This is a genomic window from Actinoplanes sp. URMC 104, assembly GCF_051386375.1.
GTDB lineage: Bacteria > Actinomycetota > Actinomycetes > Mycobacteriales > Micromonosporaceae > Actinoplanes.
The window spans coordinates 2,169,137-2,187,568 of the sequence record NZ_JBPQTO010000002.1; the positions used below are offsets into that span (position 1 = coordinate 2,169,137).

Consider the following 18,432-nt stretch of genomic DNA (forward strand, 5'->3'; position numbering starts at 1 on the left):
GGCTTACCGGCCGGTGCCCGCGTAGACCACCGCCTGCTCGCCGCCGCCCAGCTCGAACTGGTCGTGCACGGCTCGGACCGCGGTGTCGAGGTCGCTGTCGCGGCAGACCACCGACACCCGGATCTCCGACGTGGAGATCATCTCGATGTTGACGCCGGCCTCGCCGATGCACGCGAAGAAGGAGGCCGCGACGCCCGGGTGCGACCGCATGCCCGCGCCGATCAGCGACACCTTGCCGACGTGGTCGTCGAAGAGCAGGCTCTTGAACTTGATCTGCTCTTTGATCTTGTCGAGGGCGGCCATCGCGGTCGGGCCGTCGGCCTTGGGCAGCGTGAACGAGATGTCCGTGCGCCCGGTGCCCTCGGTCGACACGTTCTGCACGATCATGTCGATGTTGATCTCGGCCTGGGCCACCGTGTCGAAGATGCGGCCCGCGGAGCCCGGCTCGTCGGGCACGCCGACGATCGTGATCTTCGCTTCGCTCCGGTCGTGCGCGACCCCGGTGATGAGCGCTTGTTCCACGTCAGGGTCCTCCATCGATCCGGTGACCAGGGTGCCAGGCTTGTGCGAGTAGGAAGAGCGTACGTGGATGGGGACCTTGAAGCGGCGCGCGTACTCCACGCATCGCAACATCAGCACCTTCGCCCCGCCGGCGGCGAGCTCGAGCATCTCCTCGTACGTGATCTGCTTGATGTGCTGCGCGTCGGGCACGATGCGCGGGTCGGCCGTGAAGACCCCGTCCACGTCGGTGTAGATCTCACAGACGTCGGCGTGCAGCGCGGCTGCCAGCGCCACCGCCGTGGTGTCGGAGCCGCCGCGGCCGAGCGTCGTGATGTCCTTCGTGTCCTGCGAGACGCCCTGGAAGCCCGCGACGATCGCGATCGCGCCCTCGTCGAGCGCGCCGCGCAGCCGGCCGGGCGTCACGTCGATGATGCGCGCCTTGCCGTGCGTCGAGGTGGTCAGCACGCCGGCCTGCGAGCCCGTGTAGGACCGGGCCTCGTAGCCCAGGTTGTGGATCGCCATCGCGAGCAGCGCCATCGAGATGCGCTCGCCCGAGGTGAGCAGCATGTCGAGCTCGCGGCCGGGCGGCAGCGGGCTGACCTGGTTGGCGAGGTCCATCAGCTCGTCGGTGGTGTCGCCCATCGCGGAGACCACGACCACCACGTCGTCGCCGCCCTTGCGGGCCGCCACGATGCGCTCGGCGACGCGCTTGATGCGCTCGGCGGTCGCGACCGACGAGCCACCGTATTTCTGCACCACCAATGCCACGGCGAACCAATCCTTCAGGATGTGCGTACCGGCGGCGCCGGCGGAGGACAATCGCCCCCACAGTAGCCGCGCCCCGGACCCACTCCGACAGCCGATCCCAGAATCCGGCCTCTTTCGCGCTGCCTGTGGGCGCTCCGCAGCGCCGGACACGCGCGACACGCCGAAGCCCGATCGGCCCCGCAGCCGGGGCGATACGGCCGGGAGAGGCGAGAATGTCTCGGTGCGCCCACCCTCGATGTCTCGACGCGGTTTGTCCCTGTCCGCGGCTGCCCTGACGGTGTTCGGGGTCGCGGCGTGCGGTGACGCGTCGCAGGGTGAGCCCGCGGCGCCGCCCTCGGCCTCGGCCTCCTCCGCGCTGACCGACGCCGGCTCCCGGGCGCGCGGCGAGCTGGCCGCCCGCGCCGCGCTCGCGATGGACAAGGCGTACGCGGCCCTCTACTCCTTCGACGACGGCAACGGCCGGACGCGCAACGTCGTCGCCACGGTCGGCAAGGACGGCACCTGGCGGGTCGATGTCGGCGGCGGCGCGCTGGGCGGCACCGCCGACGTCACGATCGTCTCGACGGCGGCCGGCGTCTTCCAGTGCACGCTCGGCTCGCAGGCCAACCCGATCACCCCCACCTGCGTGAAGGTCGCCCGGCCGGGCAAGCGCGTGCCCGCCGACTACGACCCGAGGGTCCAGCGGCTGTTCCGGCAGTGGCTGAGCGTGTTCACCGACCGGCAGGCCGGGCTCGCGGTCGCCGAGGCGCCGCTGCTGGCGGGCGCGAAGGGCGCCTGCTACTCGGTCGACTCGATCTCGGCCTCGCTCGCCGACCCGGTCGACGTGGGCATCTACTGCTACGCCGAGGACGGGGTGCTCACCGCGGCCCGGGTCGGCTTCGGCTCGATCAAGATGGTGAGCCAGATCGACGGCCCCGCGACGGTGCCGCTGCCGGGGCCCGAGGTGGCGGGCCCGCCGATGGGCATGGACAGCCCGCCGCCGGTCGTTCAGCAGCCGTCCGCGGTGGTCCCGTCGGCCTGAGGCGGGGCGTTCCCACCATCCGGGCGTACGGCTGGCAACGCCCCAGCCGATCACGTAGGGTCATTTGCGACATGTGGCAGGCGTTCCTTCTTCTTCGCTGCCGCGACGAGGCCCCATCCCAGGCCGGCACCTCGTCGCGGAGTTGACGCGCGCCGCCCTCTCGTCTCGTCTTCCTTTGGAGCAGTTCCACATGTCCGAGAACGCCTTTGCGTCGCAGCGTGCCAGCAAGATGCCGTTCGAGCGCTACGTTCCCTACCACAAGCAGTTCGCCGTCGACCTGCCCGAGCGCCGCTGGCCGGCGCGCCACGTCGAGGCGGCGCCCCGCTGGTGCGCGGTCGACCTGCGCGACGGCAACCAGGCTCTGATCGACCCGATGTCCCCCGAGCGCAAGCGGCGCATGTTCATGCTGCTGGTGCAGATGGGCTACAAGGAGATCGAGGTCGGCTTCCCGGCCGCGAGCCAGACCGACTACGACTTCGTCCGCCAGCTCATCGAGCAGGACCTGATCCCCGACGACGTCACCATCCAGGTGCTGGTGCAGTGCCGCGAGCACCTGATCGACCGCACGTTCGAGTCGATCCGTGGCGCCAAGCGCGCGATCGTGCACTTCTACAACTCGACGTCCACGCTGCAGCGCCGGGTCGTGTTCGGCCTGGACAAGGACGGCATCACCGACATCGCCACCACCGGGGCGCGGCTCTGCCAGAAGTACGCCGAGATCCACACCCCGGACACCGAGATCTTCTACGAGTACTCGCCGGAGTCCTACACGGGCACCGAGCTGGACTACGCGCTCGAGATCTGCTCGGCCGTGATCGACGTGATCGACCCGACCCCGGACCGCCCGCTGATCATCAACCTGCCCGCCACGGTCGAGATGGCGACCCCGAACGTGTACGCCGACTCGATCGAGTGGATGGACCGGCACCTGCCGCGGCGCGACTCGGTCATCCTGTCGCTGCACCCGCACAACGACCGCGGCACCGCGGTGGCCGCCGCCGAGCTGGGCCTGCTGGCGGGCGCCGACCGCATCGAGGGCTGCCTGTTCGGCAACGGCGAGCGCACCGGCAACGTCGACCTGGTGACGCTGGGCCTCAACCTGTTCTCGCAGGGCATCGACCCGATGATCGACTTCTCCGACATCGACGAGATCAAGCGGGCCGTCGAGTACTGCAACCAGCTGCCGGTGCACGAGCGCCACCCGTACGTCGGGGATCTGGTCTACACCGCGTTCTCGGGCTCGCACCAGGACGCGATCAAGAAGGGCTTCGCGGCGCTGCAGGCCGACGCGGACGCCGCCGGGGTCGACATCGACAAGTTCACCTGGGGCGTGCCCTACCTGCCGATCGACCCCAAGGACCTGGGTCGCAGCTACGAGGCGGTCATCCGGGTCAACTCGCAGTCCGGCAAGGGCGGCGTGGCGTACATCATGAAGGAGGAGCACAAGCTCGACATGCCGCGGCGGCTGCAGATCGAGTTCTCCGGCGTGGTGCAGCACCACACCGACGAGGAGGGCGGCGAGGTCAGCCCGCAGGAGATGTGGGACATCTTCGCCGGCGAGTACCTCGTCGAGCACCAGACCGCCAAGGCCTTCACCATCGAGGACTACTCCACCTCGATCCGCGACGGCAAGGTCGAGATCGACGTCGAGATCTTCCACCGCGGTCAGCGCCGGCCGCTGGTGGGCGTCGGCAACGGCCCGATCGACGCGTTCGTGCAGGCGATCCAGCCGCTGGGCATCACCGCGCGGGTCCTGGACTACAACGAGCACGCGCTCACCTCGGGCGGCGACGCGCAGGCCGCGGCGTACGTCGAGGTCGAGGTCGGCGACCGTACGGTCTGGGGCGTCGGCATCGACGAGAACATCGTGAGCGCCTCGATCAAGGCGATCGCCAGCGCGGTCAACCGCGGGCACTGAGTCGGGCCCGCCCCGCGGGATGATCCACTCACGGGGTACGACTGGGGCAGATCGGGCACGCTCCTCCTACGCTGGGGAGCGTGCCCCCTCGTACCCCCCTGGTTCTCGCCACCGCCCTGCTCCTGCTCGCCGGCTGTGAAGGCGTCACGCTTCAGCCGAGCGGCCCGACACCGAAGCCCACGACCGACGCGGCCACCTCGCGCAAACAGCTCGACGCGCTGACCGTGGCCAGGGCCGGAACGATGGCGAAGTACAGCCGCGACAAGTTCCCGCACTGGCGCACCACCGGAGACAACTGCGACGTACGCGACTCCGTGCTCAAGCGGGACGGCAAGAACGTCAAGACGTCGGGTTGCAACGTGGTCGCCGGCACCTGGACCAGCTTCTACGACGGCAAGGTCCTCAACTCCCCGACCAAGGTGGACATCGACCACGTGGTGCCGCTGGCGAACGCCTGGCGCTCGGGCGCCGCGAAGTGGACGACGGCCAAGCGCGAGGAGTTCGCCAACGATCTCGACGATCCGCAGCTGATCGCGGTGTCGGCGGGCTCGAACCGGGCAAAGGGCGATCAGGACCCGTCGACGTGGAAGCCGACGCAGTCCAGCAGCTGGTGCGAGTACGCGCAGGACTGGATCGCGGTGAAGACCAGGTGGAAGCTGACGGTCACCACCAAGGAGAAGGCGGCGCTCGACGACATGTTGGAGACGTGCTGATGACCACCTCCCCCGCGGAGCCCGTGCCCGCGGCCGCCGAGCCGCCGGAGGAGACGAAGACCGCCCAACCGCCGGCCGCCGAACCGCCGGCTGCCGAACCGCCGGCCGCCGAACCGCCGGCCGCCGAGCCGCCGGCCGCCGAGCCGCCGAAGAAGCGCGCCCGCCGGAAGGCCGCCGCCAAGCCGGCCGCCGCCGAGCCGGAGCCGAAGAGCACCGACATCGTCGCCGGGCCCGGCGGGGTGATGACCGACGAGGTGGGCGTCGTCACCGGCGACCTCACTCTGCGTACCGAGATGGCCGACAGCGAGGTCATCGTCCGCGTGCAGTACAAGGACGCCGACGAGTGGTACGCCGTGACCGGCGCCAAGGCCGTACTCAGGGACCCCTCGGACATCGATGCCGTTCATGCTGTCGTAGTGGGCATCCTGAATCGTCCGGAAGGTTGAGGTCCGAGGCCGGATCGGGACAGCAGAACGCTCACGTAGCGTCCTATGATCTTGTGGCTCGCGCATCCCCCTCGAGCGTCAGCCACAAGGAGCCCCCTTGCCCCGCCTGTCGTCCTGGCCCGCCCGGGCTGCCCTGACCCTGCTCGCCACCGGTGCCGTCGGCGTCGTGGCGACGCCGGCCGCTCAGGCAGCCACCAACGGCACCGTCGCCGTGGTGAGCTCGACGATCGTGCAATACCCCGCCGCGACCGGGAAGACCAACAAGGTCGTCTTCACCCGCGCCGGCAACACGGTCACCGTCGACGACGTCGTGTCGATCAAGGCGGGCGCCGGCTGCTCGGCCGTGTCCGGGGACAGCACCAAGGTCCGCTGCACCACCAAGTCCGCGCCCACCTGGGTGCGGGTCTACCTGCGCGACAAGAACGACTCGGTGGTCAACAACTCGGGTCTGCGCCTGAGCGCGGACGGCGGCACCGGCAATGACCGCATCACCGGCGGCCCGGGCGCCGACCTGCTCTACGGCGACGACGGCAGCGACTCGATCTGGGGCCTGGGCGGCAACGACCTCATCGAGGGCCACGCCGGCAGCGACGCCCTCTCGGGCGGCGACGGCGACGACTCGGTGACCGGCAGCCTGGGCAACGACCGGATCTACGGTGGGAACGGGCACGACACGCTGACCGGCTTCGAGGGCAACGACGTGCTGGACGGCGGCGCGGGCAACGACTCGTTCGACGAGGGCGTGGAGCCGACCGGGCCTGACGCCGACCGCATCGCCGGCGGACCGGGCGACGACACGGTCATCTATCTGGGCCGCCCGAAGCCGATCACCGCGGACGCGGACGGCGTCACCGGCGACGACGGCTACCCGAGCGAGCACGACTCGATCGGCACGACCGTCGAGATCATCTACGGCGGCGACGCGGCCGACCGGCTGATCGGCACGTCCGCCCGGAACATCCTGATCGGCAGCGCGGGCAACGACGTGATCGCCGGCGGGGCGGGCAACGACGTCCTCATCGGCGGCGACGGCCGCGACTACCTGAACGGCGCGACCGGCGACGACGTCCTCGAGGGCGACGACCTCTCGTACGGGGACTCGCCCGCGTCCGACACCATCCTCGGCGGCCCGGGTCACGACCGGGTCGACTACTCCGACTACACCAAGTCGCTCGTCATCGACCTCGACGGCGCCAAGGGCGACGACGGCGTGGCCGGCGAGAAGGACACCGTCGGCGCCGACGTCGAGGACGTCGGGGCCGGCCGGGGCAACGACCGGATCACCGGCAACGCCGCCGCCAACACCGTCTACGGAGGCCTGGGCAACGACGCCCTGTACGGCCTCGGCGGCAACGACACCCTCACCGGCGAGGAGGGCATCGACACCGTCTCCGGCGGCGCCGGCGACGACTCGCTGGACGTGGTCGACGGCCGCCCCGGCGACCGGGTGGACGGCGGCGCCGCCACCGACATCTGCCAGACCGACGATTCCGACAAGATCGCTAACTGCGAGAGGAACCAGCCGTGAACAAGCGCAAGACCGCCATCCGAGCCGGAGTGGGCGTCTTCGGCGCCGCCGCCGTCGCGGGCGTGACGTGGCTCGCGATCCCGGCCGAGGCTGCAACGACCGGCACCGTCTCCAAGGTCAGCGGGAACGTGGTCGTCTACACCGCCGCGTCCGGCAAGGCCAACACCGTCGTGCTGACCCGCTCGGGCACCACCGTCACCGTCGACGACGTCTACGGCCTCAAGGCGGGCTCGGGCTGCTCGGCCGTCAGCGGCGACAAGACCAAGATCAAGTGCACGGGCGCCGTCTGGGTCCGCGTGGACCTCGGCGACGGCAACGACAAGCTGGTCAACAACAGCAACCTGGGCATGACCGCCTGGGGTCGCGCCGGCAACGACCAGATCACCGGCGGCTCGCTCAAGGACGACGTGTACGCCGGTGACGGCGCCGACTCGCTCTGGGGCAACGCGGGCAACGACCAGCTGCGCGGCGAGGCCGGCAACGACGCCATCTCCGGCGGCGACGGCGTCGACTCGCTGGCGGACGGCACCGGCAACGACAAGGTGCTGGGCGGCAACGGCGACGACACGTTCTACGCCCAGCAGGGCAACGACCGCTACGACGGCGGCGCGGGCAACGACGAGATCTTCCAGTCGGGTGACTTCGCCAACGGCACCGACTCGGACGTCTTCATCGGCGGCGCCGACGCGGACGCCGTGGACTACCAGGGCCGCAAGAAGGCCGTCACCGCCGACGCCGACGGCGTTGCCGGCGACGACGGCGCGGCCGGCGAGAAGGACACGATCAGCGGCACGATCGAGGGCATCGGCGGCGGCGAGGGCGGCGACAAGCTGCTCGGCACGGCGCGCAACGACGCCCTGCTCGGCCGTGGCGGCAACGACGCCATCGCCGCCGGCGCCGGCGACGACATCCTGTTCGGCGAGCTGGGCGAGACCAACCTGCTGAACGGCGCCGCGGGCTACGACTACTGCCCGGACGCGGTGGAGGGCCTCGACACCATCATCGGCTGCGAGGACTTCTCGGACCCGACCTCCGCGGCCGCCGCGTCCCGCAAGCCGTCGGCCAAGGCGTCCACCAAGGAGCGCGCGGCCGACCACTCGATCGTCGAGTACCTGAAGATGGCCCGCAACAAGTAACCGAGCCGCAAACGCTCGTCTCGTCCGCCGCCTCGGCCACTCCGGCCGGGGCGGCGGTGCGGTCTCCGGCGGCGGAAAGCGAAAAGGATGCGACGGTGAACCTCGCCAAGAAGTCCCTGCGTGTGGGCACGGCCGTCGTGGGCGCCGCCGCCGTGTCGGCCGCCGCCTGGATCGCCCTGCCGGCCGAGGCCGCGTCGACGGGCGTCGTCTCGGTCGTCAGCTCGAACGTCGTGGTCTACACCGCCGCGACGGGCAAGGCGAACAGCGTGGTCGTGACCCGGTCGGGCAACGCGGTCACCGTCGACGACGTCCACGGCCTCAGGGCCGGCGCGGGCTGCTCCGCGGTCGGCGGCGACGCCACGAAGATCCGCTGCTCGCTCGGGGTCGTCCCCGTGTGGGTGCGCGCCGACCTGGGCGACGGCAACGACACCCTGGTCAACAACAGCGGCCTGGGCATGACCGCCTGGGGCCGCTCCGGCAACGACAAGATCACCGGCGGCCCGCTCAAGGACGACGTGTACGCCGGCGACGGCGCCGACGCGGTCTGGGGTCTCGCCGGCAACGACGTGCTGCGGGGCGACGGCGGCAACGACGCCGTCTCCGGCGGCGACGGCAACGACGTGCTCTCCGGCAGCACCGGCGACGACAAGCTGCTCGGCGGCAACGGCAACGACAAGACCATCTACGGCGGTCCCGGCGCGGACCGGCTCGAGGGCGGCCCCGGCGACGACCACCTGCAGGGCGACCAGGGCAACGACATCGAGGACGGCGGCGCGGGCACCGACTTCTTCGTCGAGGCGACCGACTACGCCCCCGGCACCGATGCCGACTCGTTCATCGGCGGCGACGGCTCGGACATCGCGCTCTACTGGCACCGGTCGAAGGCCGTCACCGCCGACGCCGACGCGGTCAAGGGCGACGACGGCGCGGCGGGCGAGAAGGACACCATCGGCGCCTCCGTGGAGCAGATCTGGGGCGGCGACGGCGACGACCGGCTCCTGGGCACGGCCCGTCCCGAGACCCTCGACGGCGGTGGGGGCAACGACACGCTTCTCGCCGGCGCCGGTGACGACGCCCTGTGGGCCGGGGCCGGCATCGACAAGGTGGACGGCGGCGCCGGGCGCGACTACTGCCCCGACTCCGCCGACGAGGGCGGCTATTCGATCAATTGCGAGTACGGCGACGGTTCGGTCGTCGCCGAGCACCTCGCGCTCCGCCGCCAAGCGGCCGGGACGCGCTGAGCCACGGGGAGAGACACACGTGAACAAGAGGCGTTGGGCGACTCGGGCCGGTCTGGGCCTGCTCACCGCGGCCGGCATCGGCGTGGTCGCGATGCCGGCGGACGCGGCCACCACGGGCGTCGTGTCGATCGTGGACGCCAAGATCGTCCAGTACCGGTCGGCCGGCGCGCAGACCCACAACGTCGTGGTCACGCGCTCCGGCCGTACGGTGACCGTCGACGACGTCGTGGCGATCAAGGCGGGCTCCGGCTGCGCCGCGGTGAGCGGCGACCGTACGAAGGTCCGCTGCACCGCCAAGGTCGACCCGACGTGGGTCCGCGTCTACCTCGGCACCTACAACGACACGCTGGTCAACAAGACCGACCTGTCGTTGTCCGCGCAAGGTTCCACGGGAAACGACAAGATCACCGGCGGGTCGCGGAACGACATCCTCGACGGCGGGCTCGGCAACGACGCGCTCTGGGGGCTCGGCGGCAACGACAACCTCCACGGCTCGGACGGCGCCGACGCGGTCTCCGGCGGTGACGGCGACGACAAGGTGTTCGGCGGCCGGGGCAACGATCGCCTGCTCGGCGGCAACGGCCTCGACGAGCTGTACGGCAACCTCGGCAACGACATCGAGGACGGCGGCGCGGGCAACGACTACCTCGGCCAGGACGTCGATCCGACCGGCGCGGACGCCGACTCGCTGATCGGCGGCACCGGCACCGACACGGTCCACTACGACTTCCGGAACAAGGCCGTCACCGCGGACGCGGACGCGGTCAAGGGCGACGACGGCGCGGCCGGCGAGAAGGACACGATCGGGGCCTCGGTCGAGGGCATCACGGGCGGCTTCGGCAAGGACCGGCTGATCGGCACCCCGCGTGCCGACCACCTCATCGGCGGGCCCGGCAACGACGTGATCGCCGGTGGCGCGGGCAACGACGTGCTCGAGGGGCTCGGCGGCAGCGACTATCTGAACGGCGCCGCCGGCGACGACCAGCTGCAGGGCGACATGCCGGAGTGGGCGCCCATCGCCGCCGACACCCTGCTCGGCGGCGCGGGCACGGACACCGTCACGTACAGCTGGTACACCAAGCCGCTCGTGGTCGACCTCGACGGCGCGACGGGCGACGACGGCGTGGCCGGCGAGAAGGACACCGTGGGCGCGGACGTCGAGAACCTCTCCGGCGGTGAGGGCAGCGACCGCCTGACCGGCAACGCGGCCGACAACGTGCTCGACGGCTGGCAGGGAGCCAACGTCATCTCGGGCGGGGCGGGCGACGACCAGCTCGACGGCAACGGCCGGCTCGACGGCGGCGCGGACCGGACCGCGGCCGGAGACATCTGCCGCAACGGGCCCGACATCGTCGTGATCAACTGCGAGCGCGTCCTGCTCTGAACCACACGGGGGTATCCATGTCACGCAAACGTCTGGCCGCTCGTACCGGCCTCACCCTGATCGCCATCGCCGGGGCGGGCGCCGTCGCGCTGCCCGCCCAGGCCGCCACGACCGGCGTGGTCTCGATCGTCGAGACGAACGTCGTCAAGTACGTCGCCGCGACCGGCAAGGCCAACAACGTCGTCATCACGCTCGACGGCAACACGATGACCATCGACGACGTCTACGGCCTCAAGGCCGGCGCCGGATGCAAGGCCGTCAGCGGCGACACCACCAGAATCACCTGTACGCCCACCGGTGGACGGCCGGTGATCTGGGTCCGCGCCTACCTGGGCGACGGCAACGACACCCTCGTCAACCGCAGCATCCGGGGCGCGACGATCGACGCCGGCGCCGGGAACGACCGGATCACCAGCGGCCGGCTCGGCGACTACGTGAAAGCCGGTCCGGGCAACGACGCCGTCTGGGGCGGCTCGGTGGGGTGGGACCGCATCGAGGGCGGGGACGGCGCGGACGCCATCTCGGGCGCCGGCGGCGACGACATCCTCGACGGCGGCCCGGGCAACGACCGCATCTACGGCGGCGAGGGCCTCGACGCGATCACCGGGGGCCCGGGCAACGATCTCGAGGACGGCGGCAACGGCAACGACAAGTTCTACAACTGGACGCAGTACGCCGCGGGCAAGGACGCCGACACCTTCGTCGGCGGCGCCGGATCGGACATCGTCCAGTACACGAACCGCAAGCTCAGCGTCACGGCCGACGCCGACGGGGTGGCCGGCGACGACGGCACCGCGGGCGAGCGCGACACGCTGACCGCCTCGGTCGAGGGCGTGGTCGGCGGGAGCGGCAACGACCGCCTGATCGGGAGCGCGGCCGACGACATCCTGCTGGGCCGGGCGGGCAACGACGTGATCGCGGGCGGCGCCGGCAACGACCACCTCGAGGGCGGCTACGGCCGCGATTACCTCAGCGGCGCCGCCGGCAACGACAACCTGTACGGCGACGAGCCGTACGACCTGCCGAAGTACGCCGACACGATCCTCGGCGGGCCGGGCCGTGACCTGGTCTCGTACTTCAACTACGAGCAGGGCGTGCGGGTCGACCTCGACGGCTCGGCCGGCGACGACGGACAGCCCGGCGAGGGCGACACGGTCGGCGCCGACATCGAGAAGGTGTACGGCGGCAACGGCGACGACGTCATCACCGGCAACGCCGCCGACAACGCCATCGAGGCCGGCTACGGCGACAACGTGGTCTACGGCGGGGACGGCAACGACCGCCTCACGGCCGGGTCGTTCGCCAACCGCCTCTACGGCCAGAACGGTGACGACGAGGTCCTCGCCGTCGCCGGCATCCTGGACGGCGGCCCGAACGCCACCGGGGCCGGGGACGTCTGCGCCCAGCGGCCGCAGACCACACCCGTGAACTGCGAGCGCCTCGTCGACTATCCCTGAGCCCGCACAAGCGAACGGCCGTTCCGCCCACCGGGCGGAACGGCCGTTTCTCGTACGGGATCAGGCAGGTGTCGCGGCCGGCCGGCGACCCGCGACCACCTCGTCCTCGACGACCGGGAAGTGGCACGCGGTGAGGTGCGACGCCGGGTCGTCGAGCCGGGTGACCAGCGGCGGCTCCTCGGTGGCGCAGATGTCCTGCGCCTTCCAGCAGCGGGTGCGGAACCGGCAGCCGGACGGCGGGTTGATCGGGCTCGGCACGTCGCCGGTGAGCAGCACCCGCTCGCGCTGCGCACGGTCACGCCGCGTCGGGTCGGGCACCGGTACGGCGGACATCAGGGCGACCGTGTACGGGTGACGCGGGTTCTTGTAGAGATCGGCGCGCTCGGCGATCTCCACGACCTTGCCCAGGTACATGACCGCGACCCGGTCGGAGATGTGCCGCACCACCGACAGGTCGTGCGCGATGAACACGTACGTCAGGTCGAACTCGCGCTGCAGGTCGTCGAGCAGGTTCACGACCTGCGCCTGGATCGACACGTCCAGCGCGGAGACCGGCTCGTCCGCGACGATCAGCTTGGGCCGCAGCGCGAGCGCCCGCGCGATCCCGATGCGCTGCCGCTGACCGCCGGAGAACTCGTGCGGGTAGCGGTTGTAGTGCTCGGGGTTGAGGCCCACGAGCTCCAGCAGCTCCTGCACGGCCTTCTTGACGCCCTGCGGGGTCGGGATGTTCTGGATCTGCAGCGGCGCCGAGATGATCGCGCCGACCGTGTGCCGCGGGTTCAGCGACGAGTACGGGTCCTGGAAGATCATCTGCACGTCGCGGCGCAGCGGGCGCAGCTGGGTGACCGACTTGTGGGAGATGTCCTCGCCCTCGAAGAACACCTTGCCGCCGGTCGGCTCCAGGATCCGCGTGAACAGCCGGCCCGTCGTCGACTTGCCGCAGCCGGACTCGCCGACCAGGCCCAGCGTCTCGCCGGACTTGACCTCGAGGTCGATGCCGTCGACCGCGCGCACGGCCCCGATCTGGCGCTTGAACAGGCCCTTCGTGATCGGGAAGTGCTTTTCGAGTCCGGACACCTCGAGCAGGTTCTCGCTCATCGTTCAATCACTTCCGCTCAGAGGTTCGGGAGCACTTCCTGCTGGAAGAGCAGCGTGCGCTCCTCCGGAGACATGTGGCAAGCGACCTTGTGGACGTCGCCGCGCAGCACCGGCACCTCGGTGAAGGACCGGTCGCCGTTGCGTCCCGCGTACGGGCAGCGCGGATGGAACGCGCAACCGCTCGGCAGGTTGATCAGGCTGGGCGGGGAGCCCTTGACCGGGTTGAGCCGGTCGCGCACCTCGCGGTCGAGGCGCGGCATCGAGCCGAGCAGACCCCAGGTGTACGGGTGCTGCGGGTTCTGGAAGACGTCGAGCGCCGGCCCCTTCTCGATCACCTTGCCGCCGTACATGACCAGCACGTCGTCGGCGAGCTCGGCCACCACGCCGAGGTCGTGGGTGATCATGATGACCGCGGAGCCGAACTCCTCCTGCAGGTCGCGGATCAGGTCGAGGATCTGCGCCTGCACGGTCACGTCGAGCGCCGTGGTGGGCTCGTCGGCGATCAGCAGCGACGGGTCGTTGACCAGCGCCATCGCGATCATCGCGCGCTGGCGCATGCCGCCGGAGAACTGGTGCGCGTAGTCGTTGAAGCGCCGCTCCGGCTGCGGGATGCCGACCCGGGCGAGCATGTCGATCGCACGCTCGCGGGCGACCTTCTTGTTCACCTCGGGGTGGTGCACCCGGTACGCCTCGACGATCTGCGACCCGACCGTGAAGTACGGGTGCATCGCGCTCAGCGGGTCCTGGAAGATCATGGCCATCTTGCCGCCGCGGAGCTTGCGCACCTGCTCGTCGGTGGCGGTGACCAGCTCCTGGTCGTCGAGCCAGATCTCGCCGCTGACCTTGGCGTTGCTGCGGGTGCGGTGCAGGCCCAGGATCGCGAGCGAGGTGACGCTCTTGCCGGAGCCGGACTCGCCGACGATGCCGAGCGTCTTGCCGCGCTCGAGGCTGAACGTCGAGTCGCTGACCGCCTGGACGATGCCGTCGTCGGTCTCGAACCGGACGTTGAGGTCCTTGATCTCGAGGTACGGGCGGGCGTTGGTGGCGCCGATGGACACGTGACTCTCCCTCAGGCCAGCCGGACGCGGGGGTCGATGTAGCCGTAAACCAGGTCGACGACGAGGTTCGCGAGGACGATGAACGCCGCCGCGATCAGCGTGACGCCGAGGATGATCGGCAGGTCGTTCTGCCGGATCGCGGTCAGGGCCTGATAGCCGAGGCCGCGCAAGTTGAAGACCGTCTCGGTCAGGACGGCGCCGCCGAGCAGCGCGCCCAGGTCGAGGCCGAAGACGGTGACGATCGGGGTGAGGCCGGAACGCAGCGCGTGCTTGCCGATGACGGTCCGCTCCTTGAGGCCCTTGGCCCGAGCGGTGCGGACGTAGTCCTCACCGAGCGTCTCGAGCATGTTGGCGCGCGTCAGGCGGGCGTACGTCGCCGCGAACAGGAACGCCAGCGTGATCCACGGCAGGAGCAGGTTGGTGAACCACTCGGCCGGGTTCTCGGTGAACGGCACGTACTGGCCCTGTGGCAGCCATTCGAGCCAGTACACGAAGATCGCCGAGGCGAGCAGGCCCGTGAAGTAGACGGGCAGCGAGACGCCGGCCAGCGCTGTGGTCATCGCCGCGCGGTCGACGAAGGAACCTCTTCGGAGCGCGGAGATGACGCCGGCGGCGATGCCCAGCAGCAGCCACAAAACGGCGGCGCCGAGCGCTAGCGACAGGGTGACCGGAAGGTCCTCCATCAGCAGCGGAGTGACTTCCTGGTCGGTCGAGAACGAGTAACCCAGGCACGGCGCCGGACAGTGGTTGACGTCCGCGCCGTTGGCGTAGTCCCGTCCGGCGACGATGCCCTTCAGGAACTTGCCGTACTGCACGACGATCGGGTCGTCGAAGCCCATCTTCGTCCGGATGCCCTCGATCGCCGCCGGGTCGGACTGCTTGCCGATGTAGAGCAGCGCCGGATCGCTACCGGTGGCCTTGGGGATCGCAAAGAAGATCGCGAAGGTCACCGCGGTCACCACGAGCAGCGTGAGGATCGCGTTGAACAAGCGACGAACGATGTATGCCAGCACGACTTTCGGCCAAGGGACGGGCGGGCATCGAATCCCTCGCGGAATCCGATGCCCGCCCACCGCGGGCGGCCTTCACCAACCCTTCGAATTACCCGTTGTCACTTGGGGTGGGGCGACGTCACTTGCCGTCGCTGACGCCGAGCGCCTGGAAGTCCAGCATGCCGAAGGACTCGTGCACGTACGCGTTCGTCAGCCGCGGGTTGCGGTAGTTGAGCGCCTTGTCGACCACGAACGGCAGCACGTACGCGCCCTCCATGACCTTCTGGTTGATCTGCGAGTAGATCGCGGCGGCCTTGTCCGGGTCGGTCTCGGCGGCAGCGTCGTCGAACAGCTTGTTGATCGCGGGGTCGTTGACCTCGGACCGGTTGAAGTTGCCGTTCTTGGTGATGAAGCGGCCGTCGATCAGCGGCTGCATGTAGCCGGCGCCGGTCGGGTAGTCGGCGCCCCAGCCGGTGATGATGATGCCGTAGCCGCGCTTCTTCACGATCTCCGGCGAACCACCGATGGCGGAGTCCTGCGCGCCGTCGTACTGGTCGATCTTGGCGGTGATGCCCACGGCCTTGAGCGACGCCTGCAGCGCCTCGGCGGTCTTGACCTCGGCGTCGCGGTTGTTACGCGCGGCGATCGTCACGTTGAAGCCGTTCGGCTTGCCACACGCGGCGAGGGCCTCCTTGGCCTTGTCGACCTGCGGCTTGCCCTGCTTGCGGTTGTACGGGTCGTAGTTCGGGTCCGAGCCGGCGATGTTCGGCGGCAGGATGCTGGTGCCGATGTCGCCACCGGCGAACTCGCCACCACGGGCGGCCTGCAGAGCGGTCGGGTCGGCCGCGTAGATGACCGCCTTGCGGCAGTTGATGTCGTTCATCGGCGCGACCGGCGTCATGTCGGCGAACCGCAGGAAGCCGGTGTTCGGGGCGTCCGCGTTGGCCTTCAGGTTCGGGTCGGTCAGCAGCTTCGTACGGGCCGCGGCCTGCACACCGGTCTGGCCGACGTCGAGGTCCGCCGTGCCGGCGAGCAGACGGTTGTCCAGGTCATCGGCGTTGGTGGTGATCGTCAGGTTGATCTTGTCCGGCAGGGCCTTGCGGATCGGGTCGGTCGCCTGGTCCCAGTTCGGGTTGCGGACCCACGCCACGCTCTTGCCCGGCTGGATGCTCTGGAACATGTACGGGCCGGAAGCCGCCGGCTTCGAGCCGTACTGGGCGCCGGTGTCACGCTTCTGCGGCACCGGGCCGGAACCCGGCATGGCCAGCAGGTAGAGGAAGTCCGAGTACGGCTTGGCCAGCTTGAAGACGATCGTCGAGTCGTCCGGCGTGGTGACCGTCTTGAGGCCCAGCTTGTTCGGGTCGGTGTCCTTGTACGGGCCCTTGTAGTTCTGACCCTGGTCGAGCACGTTCGGCAGGTAGTACGGGCCACCCGAGATGACGTCGGTCGCCCAGACGCGCTCGATGCCGTACTTCACGTCCTTGGACGTGATGGGGCTGCCGTCGTCCCACTTCAGGCCCTGGCGCAGCTTGAAGGTGTAGGTCAGCTTGTCGGCGCTGATCGTCGGCTCGGCCTCGGCCAGGTCGGGCTGCAGCTTGAGGCCGTCCTTGCCCGGGGAGGCCGCGTAGTCGACCAGCTTGCGGGTGTAGAGACGGTTCAGGTTCCACACGAACGCGTAGTAGCCACGCGCCGGGTCCCAGCTGTCGGCGTCCTGCGACGTCCACAGGTTGAGCGTGCCGCCCTTGGTCGTGCTCGGGTTGACGACCTTGGTGATGGCAGCGCCGAACTCCGACTTGCCGTTCGAGTTGCCGTTGCTGTTGTTGTCGCTGTCCGAGCCGCCACCGCACGCGGCGGTGGTGAGCCCGAGCGCGAGCGCGACGCCTGACGCCGCGAGCACCCTTGTCTTGCGTGCCACCTGTTCTCCTACCTCCTCGAACAGCGAACCCGGCCGGTCCGCGTAAGAAATGCGTGGTGGTGCCGACCGTCCGGCTCAGCGAGCCTTCGGGTCGAGTGCGTCGCGCAGGCCGTCGCCGAACAGATTGAAGGCCAGCACGGTAATGAAGATCACTCCACCCGGAATGATCATGAACATGGGGTCGATCGAGTAGAAGGTCACAGCGTCCGACAACATGCCGCCCCAGGACGGGTTCGGCGGCGGGATACCGACGCCGAGGAAGCTCAACGCGGCCTCGGTCAAGATGTTGGTCGGGATGATCAGCGTCGTGTAGACGAGGATCGGCGCGGCCAGGTTCGGCAGCAGCTCGCGGAACAGGATGCGGCCCGAGCGGGCGCCCATGCTGCGCGACGCCTCGACGAACTCGCGCTCCCGCAGCGACAGCGTCTGACCGCGCACGATGCGGCCGATGTACGGCCAGCCGAAGAAGCCGATGACGCCGACCAGCACGAAGACCCGCGACCAGCGGTCACCGAGGCCGAGGAACTCGTCGGGGACGACCGACAGCAGGGCGATCGCGAAAAGCAGCTGCGGGAACGCGAGCAGGAAGTCCATGACTCGGCTGATCACCGAGTCGATCCAGCCGCCGAGGAAGCCGGCCATCAGGCCGAAGATCGTGCCGAGGATCGTCGAGACGAAGGCCGACAGGAACGCGACCGACAGCGAGGTCTGGGCGCCGTAGACGATGCGGCTGAAGATGTCGCGACCGGACTGCGGCTCCACGCCGAGCAGGAACTCGCGGCTGATGCCGCCGAGCTTGCCCAGCGGCGTGCTCAGCGTCGGGTCGATCTGATCGATGTGCGGCTCGTCGAACGGGTGGCCGAACCACTTCGTCAGCAGTGGAGCCAGGATCGCGACGACGATCAGGAAGATGACGACGCACGCGCCGGCGATCGCCACCTTGTCCTTCTTGAGGCGACGCCAGGCGATCTGCTTGAGCGATCGACCGGCGATCGCCTTCTCGCCAGGTCGTTCGGCCGCATCGACGGCGGGCGCGGTCTTCTCGTCGGTGACCGACGCCTCCGGGCCAAGCGACATCTAAGCGCCGGTCCTCTCCCGGCGGCCGGACGAGCGGGAGTCCACGGCCGCCGGCGCGCAGGTTTCGAAGACCCGCGAGACCGGAGACGATGGCCCACGCAGCGAACGGCAACCGATCGGTTATCGCATGCCTCGAGTGCCGACCCTCGTCGCGGTGGTCAGATCAGACCCACGCCACG

At 70.0% G+C, this 18,432-nt stretch carries 15 protein-coding genes; 9 read left to right on the plus strand and 6 right to left on the minus strand.

The features are described from left to right. Positions 1 to 3: 3 nt before the first annotated feature. Positions 4 to 1,269, minus strand: coding sequence for an aspartate kinase (locus ACSNN8_RS11165; protein WP_436648577.1), 1,266 nt, complete (start codon positions 1,267 to 1,269; stop codon positions 4 to 6). A 250-nt stretch (positions 1,270 to 1,519) separates the two neighbouring features. On the opposite strand from ACSNN8_RS11165, the gene ACSNN8_RS11170 reads away from it, so the two are divergent. The 9 genes from ACSNN8_RS11170 to ACSNN8_RS11210 all read left to right on the plus strand — a co-directional run bounded on the left by ACSNN8_RS11170 (position 1,520) and on the right by ACSNN8_RS11210 (position 12,113). After that, a complete protein-coding gene (locus ACSNN8_RS11170) occupies positions 1,520 to 2,290 on the plus strand; it encodes a hypothetical protein (RefSeq protein WP_436648578.1) in 771 nt (256 codons plus the stop codon). Positions 2,291 to 2,480: 190 nt separating this feature from the next. Then, entirely contained in the window at positions 2,481 to 4,208 is a 1,728-nt protein-coding gene (gene leuA / locus ACSNN8_RS11175; protein ID WP_436648579.1) for a 2-isopropylmalate synthase, read from the plus strand. An 80-nt stretch (positions 4,209 to 4,288) separates the two neighbouring features. Continuing rightward, entirely contained in the window at positions 4,289 to 4,921 is a 633-nt protein-coding gene (locus ACSNN8_RS11180; RefSeq protein WP_436648580.1) for an HNH endonuclease family protein, read from the plus strand. Beyond that, positions 4,921 to 5,367 carry a hypothetical protein gene (locus ACSNN8_RS11185; protein ID WP_436648581.1) on the plus strand — a complete coding sequence of 149 codons (447 nt, stop codon included), beginning with the start codon at positions 4,921 to 4,923 and terminating at the stop codon, positions 5,365 to 5,367. The genes ACSNN8_RS11180 and ACSNN8_RS11185 overlap by 1 nt, the downstream gene beginning before the upstream one ends. Before the next feature lie 97 nt (positions 5,368 to 5,464). Further along, entirely contained in the window at positions 5,465 to 6,895 is a 1,431-nt protein-coding gene (locus ACSNN8_RS11190; protein WP_436648582.1) for a calcium-binding protein, read from the plus strand. Further along, a complete protein-coding gene (locus tag ACSNN8_RS11195) occupies positions 6,892 to 8,031 on the plus strand; it encodes a calcium-binding protein (RefSeq protein ID WP_436648583.1) in 1,140 nt (379 codons plus the stop codon). Before ACSNN8_RS11190 ends, ACSNN8_RS11195 begins: the two co-directional genes overlap by 4 nt. Positions 8,032 to 8,126: 95 nt before the next feature. Next, positions 8,127 to 9,272 carry a calcium-binding protein gene (locus tag ACSNN8_RS11200; protein ID WP_436648584.1) on the plus strand — a complete coding sequence of 382 codons (1,146 nt, stop codon included), beginning with the start codon at positions 8,127 to 8,129 and terminating at the stop codon, positions 9,270 to 9,272. A gap of 19 nt (positions 9,273 to 9,291) precedes the next feature. Continuing rightward, positions 9,292 to 10,656: a calcium-binding protein gene (locus ACSNN8_RS11205; protein WP_436648585.1), complete on the plus strand. Its 1,365-nt coding sequence runs from the start codon at positions 9,292 to 9,294 to the stop codon at positions 10,654 to 10,656. A 17-nt stretch (positions 10,657 to 10,673) separates the two neighbouring features. Further along, positions 10,674 to 12,113, plus strand: coding sequence for a calcium-binding protein (locus ACSNN8_RS11210; protein ID WP_436648586.1), 1,440 nt, complete (start codon positions 10,674 to 10,676; stop codon positions 12,111 to 12,113). Between the two features lie 60 nt (positions 12,114 to 12,173). On the opposite strand, the gene ACSNN8_RS11215 is transcribed toward ACSNN8_RS11210, so the two are convergent. From ACSNN8_RS11215 to ACSNN8_RS11235, 5 genes are all read right to left on the minus strand, one after another. Continuing rightward, positions 12,174 to 13,211 (minus strand): ABC transporter ATP-binding protein, encoded by a 1,038-nt coding sequence (locus ACSNN8_RS11215; RefSeq protein ID WP_436648587.1) that lies wholly within the window; start codon positions 13,209 to 13,211, stop codon positions 12,174 to 12,176. Positions 13,212 to 13,228: 17 nt separating this feature from the next. Then, positions 13,229 to 14,269: an ABC transporter ATP-binding protein gene (locus tag ACSNN8_RS11220; RefSeq protein ID WP_436648588.1), complete on the minus strand. Its 1,041-nt coding sequence runs from the start codon at positions 14,267 to 14,269 to the stop codon at positions 13,229 to 13,231. Positions 14,270 to 14,280: 11 nt separating this feature from the next. Next, positions 14,281 to 15,282: an ABC transporter permease gene (locus tag ACSNN8_RS11225; RefSeq protein ID WP_436648589.1), complete on the minus strand. Its 1,002-nt coding sequence runs from the start codon at positions 15,280 to 15,282 to the stop codon at positions 14,281 to 14,283. 118 nt (positions 15,283 to 15,400) lie between these two features. Beyond that, the gene (locus ACSNN8_RS11230; RefSeq protein WP_436648590.1) at positions 15,401 to 17,176 is read right to left on the minus strand and encodes an ABC transporter substrate-binding protein; all 1,776 of its coding nucleotides are present in this window, start codon (positions 17,174 to 17,176) and stop codon (positions 15,401 to 15,403) included. A gap of 75 nt (positions 17,177 to 17,251) precedes the next feature. Then, on the minus strand, positions 17,252 to 18,253 hold the full coding sequence (locus ACSNN8_RS11235; RefSeq protein WP_436648591.1) for an ABC transporter permease: 1,002 nt from the start codon (positions 18,251 to 18,253) through the stop codon (positions 17,252 to 17,254). Positions 18,254 to 18,432: the final 179 nt, after the last annotated feature.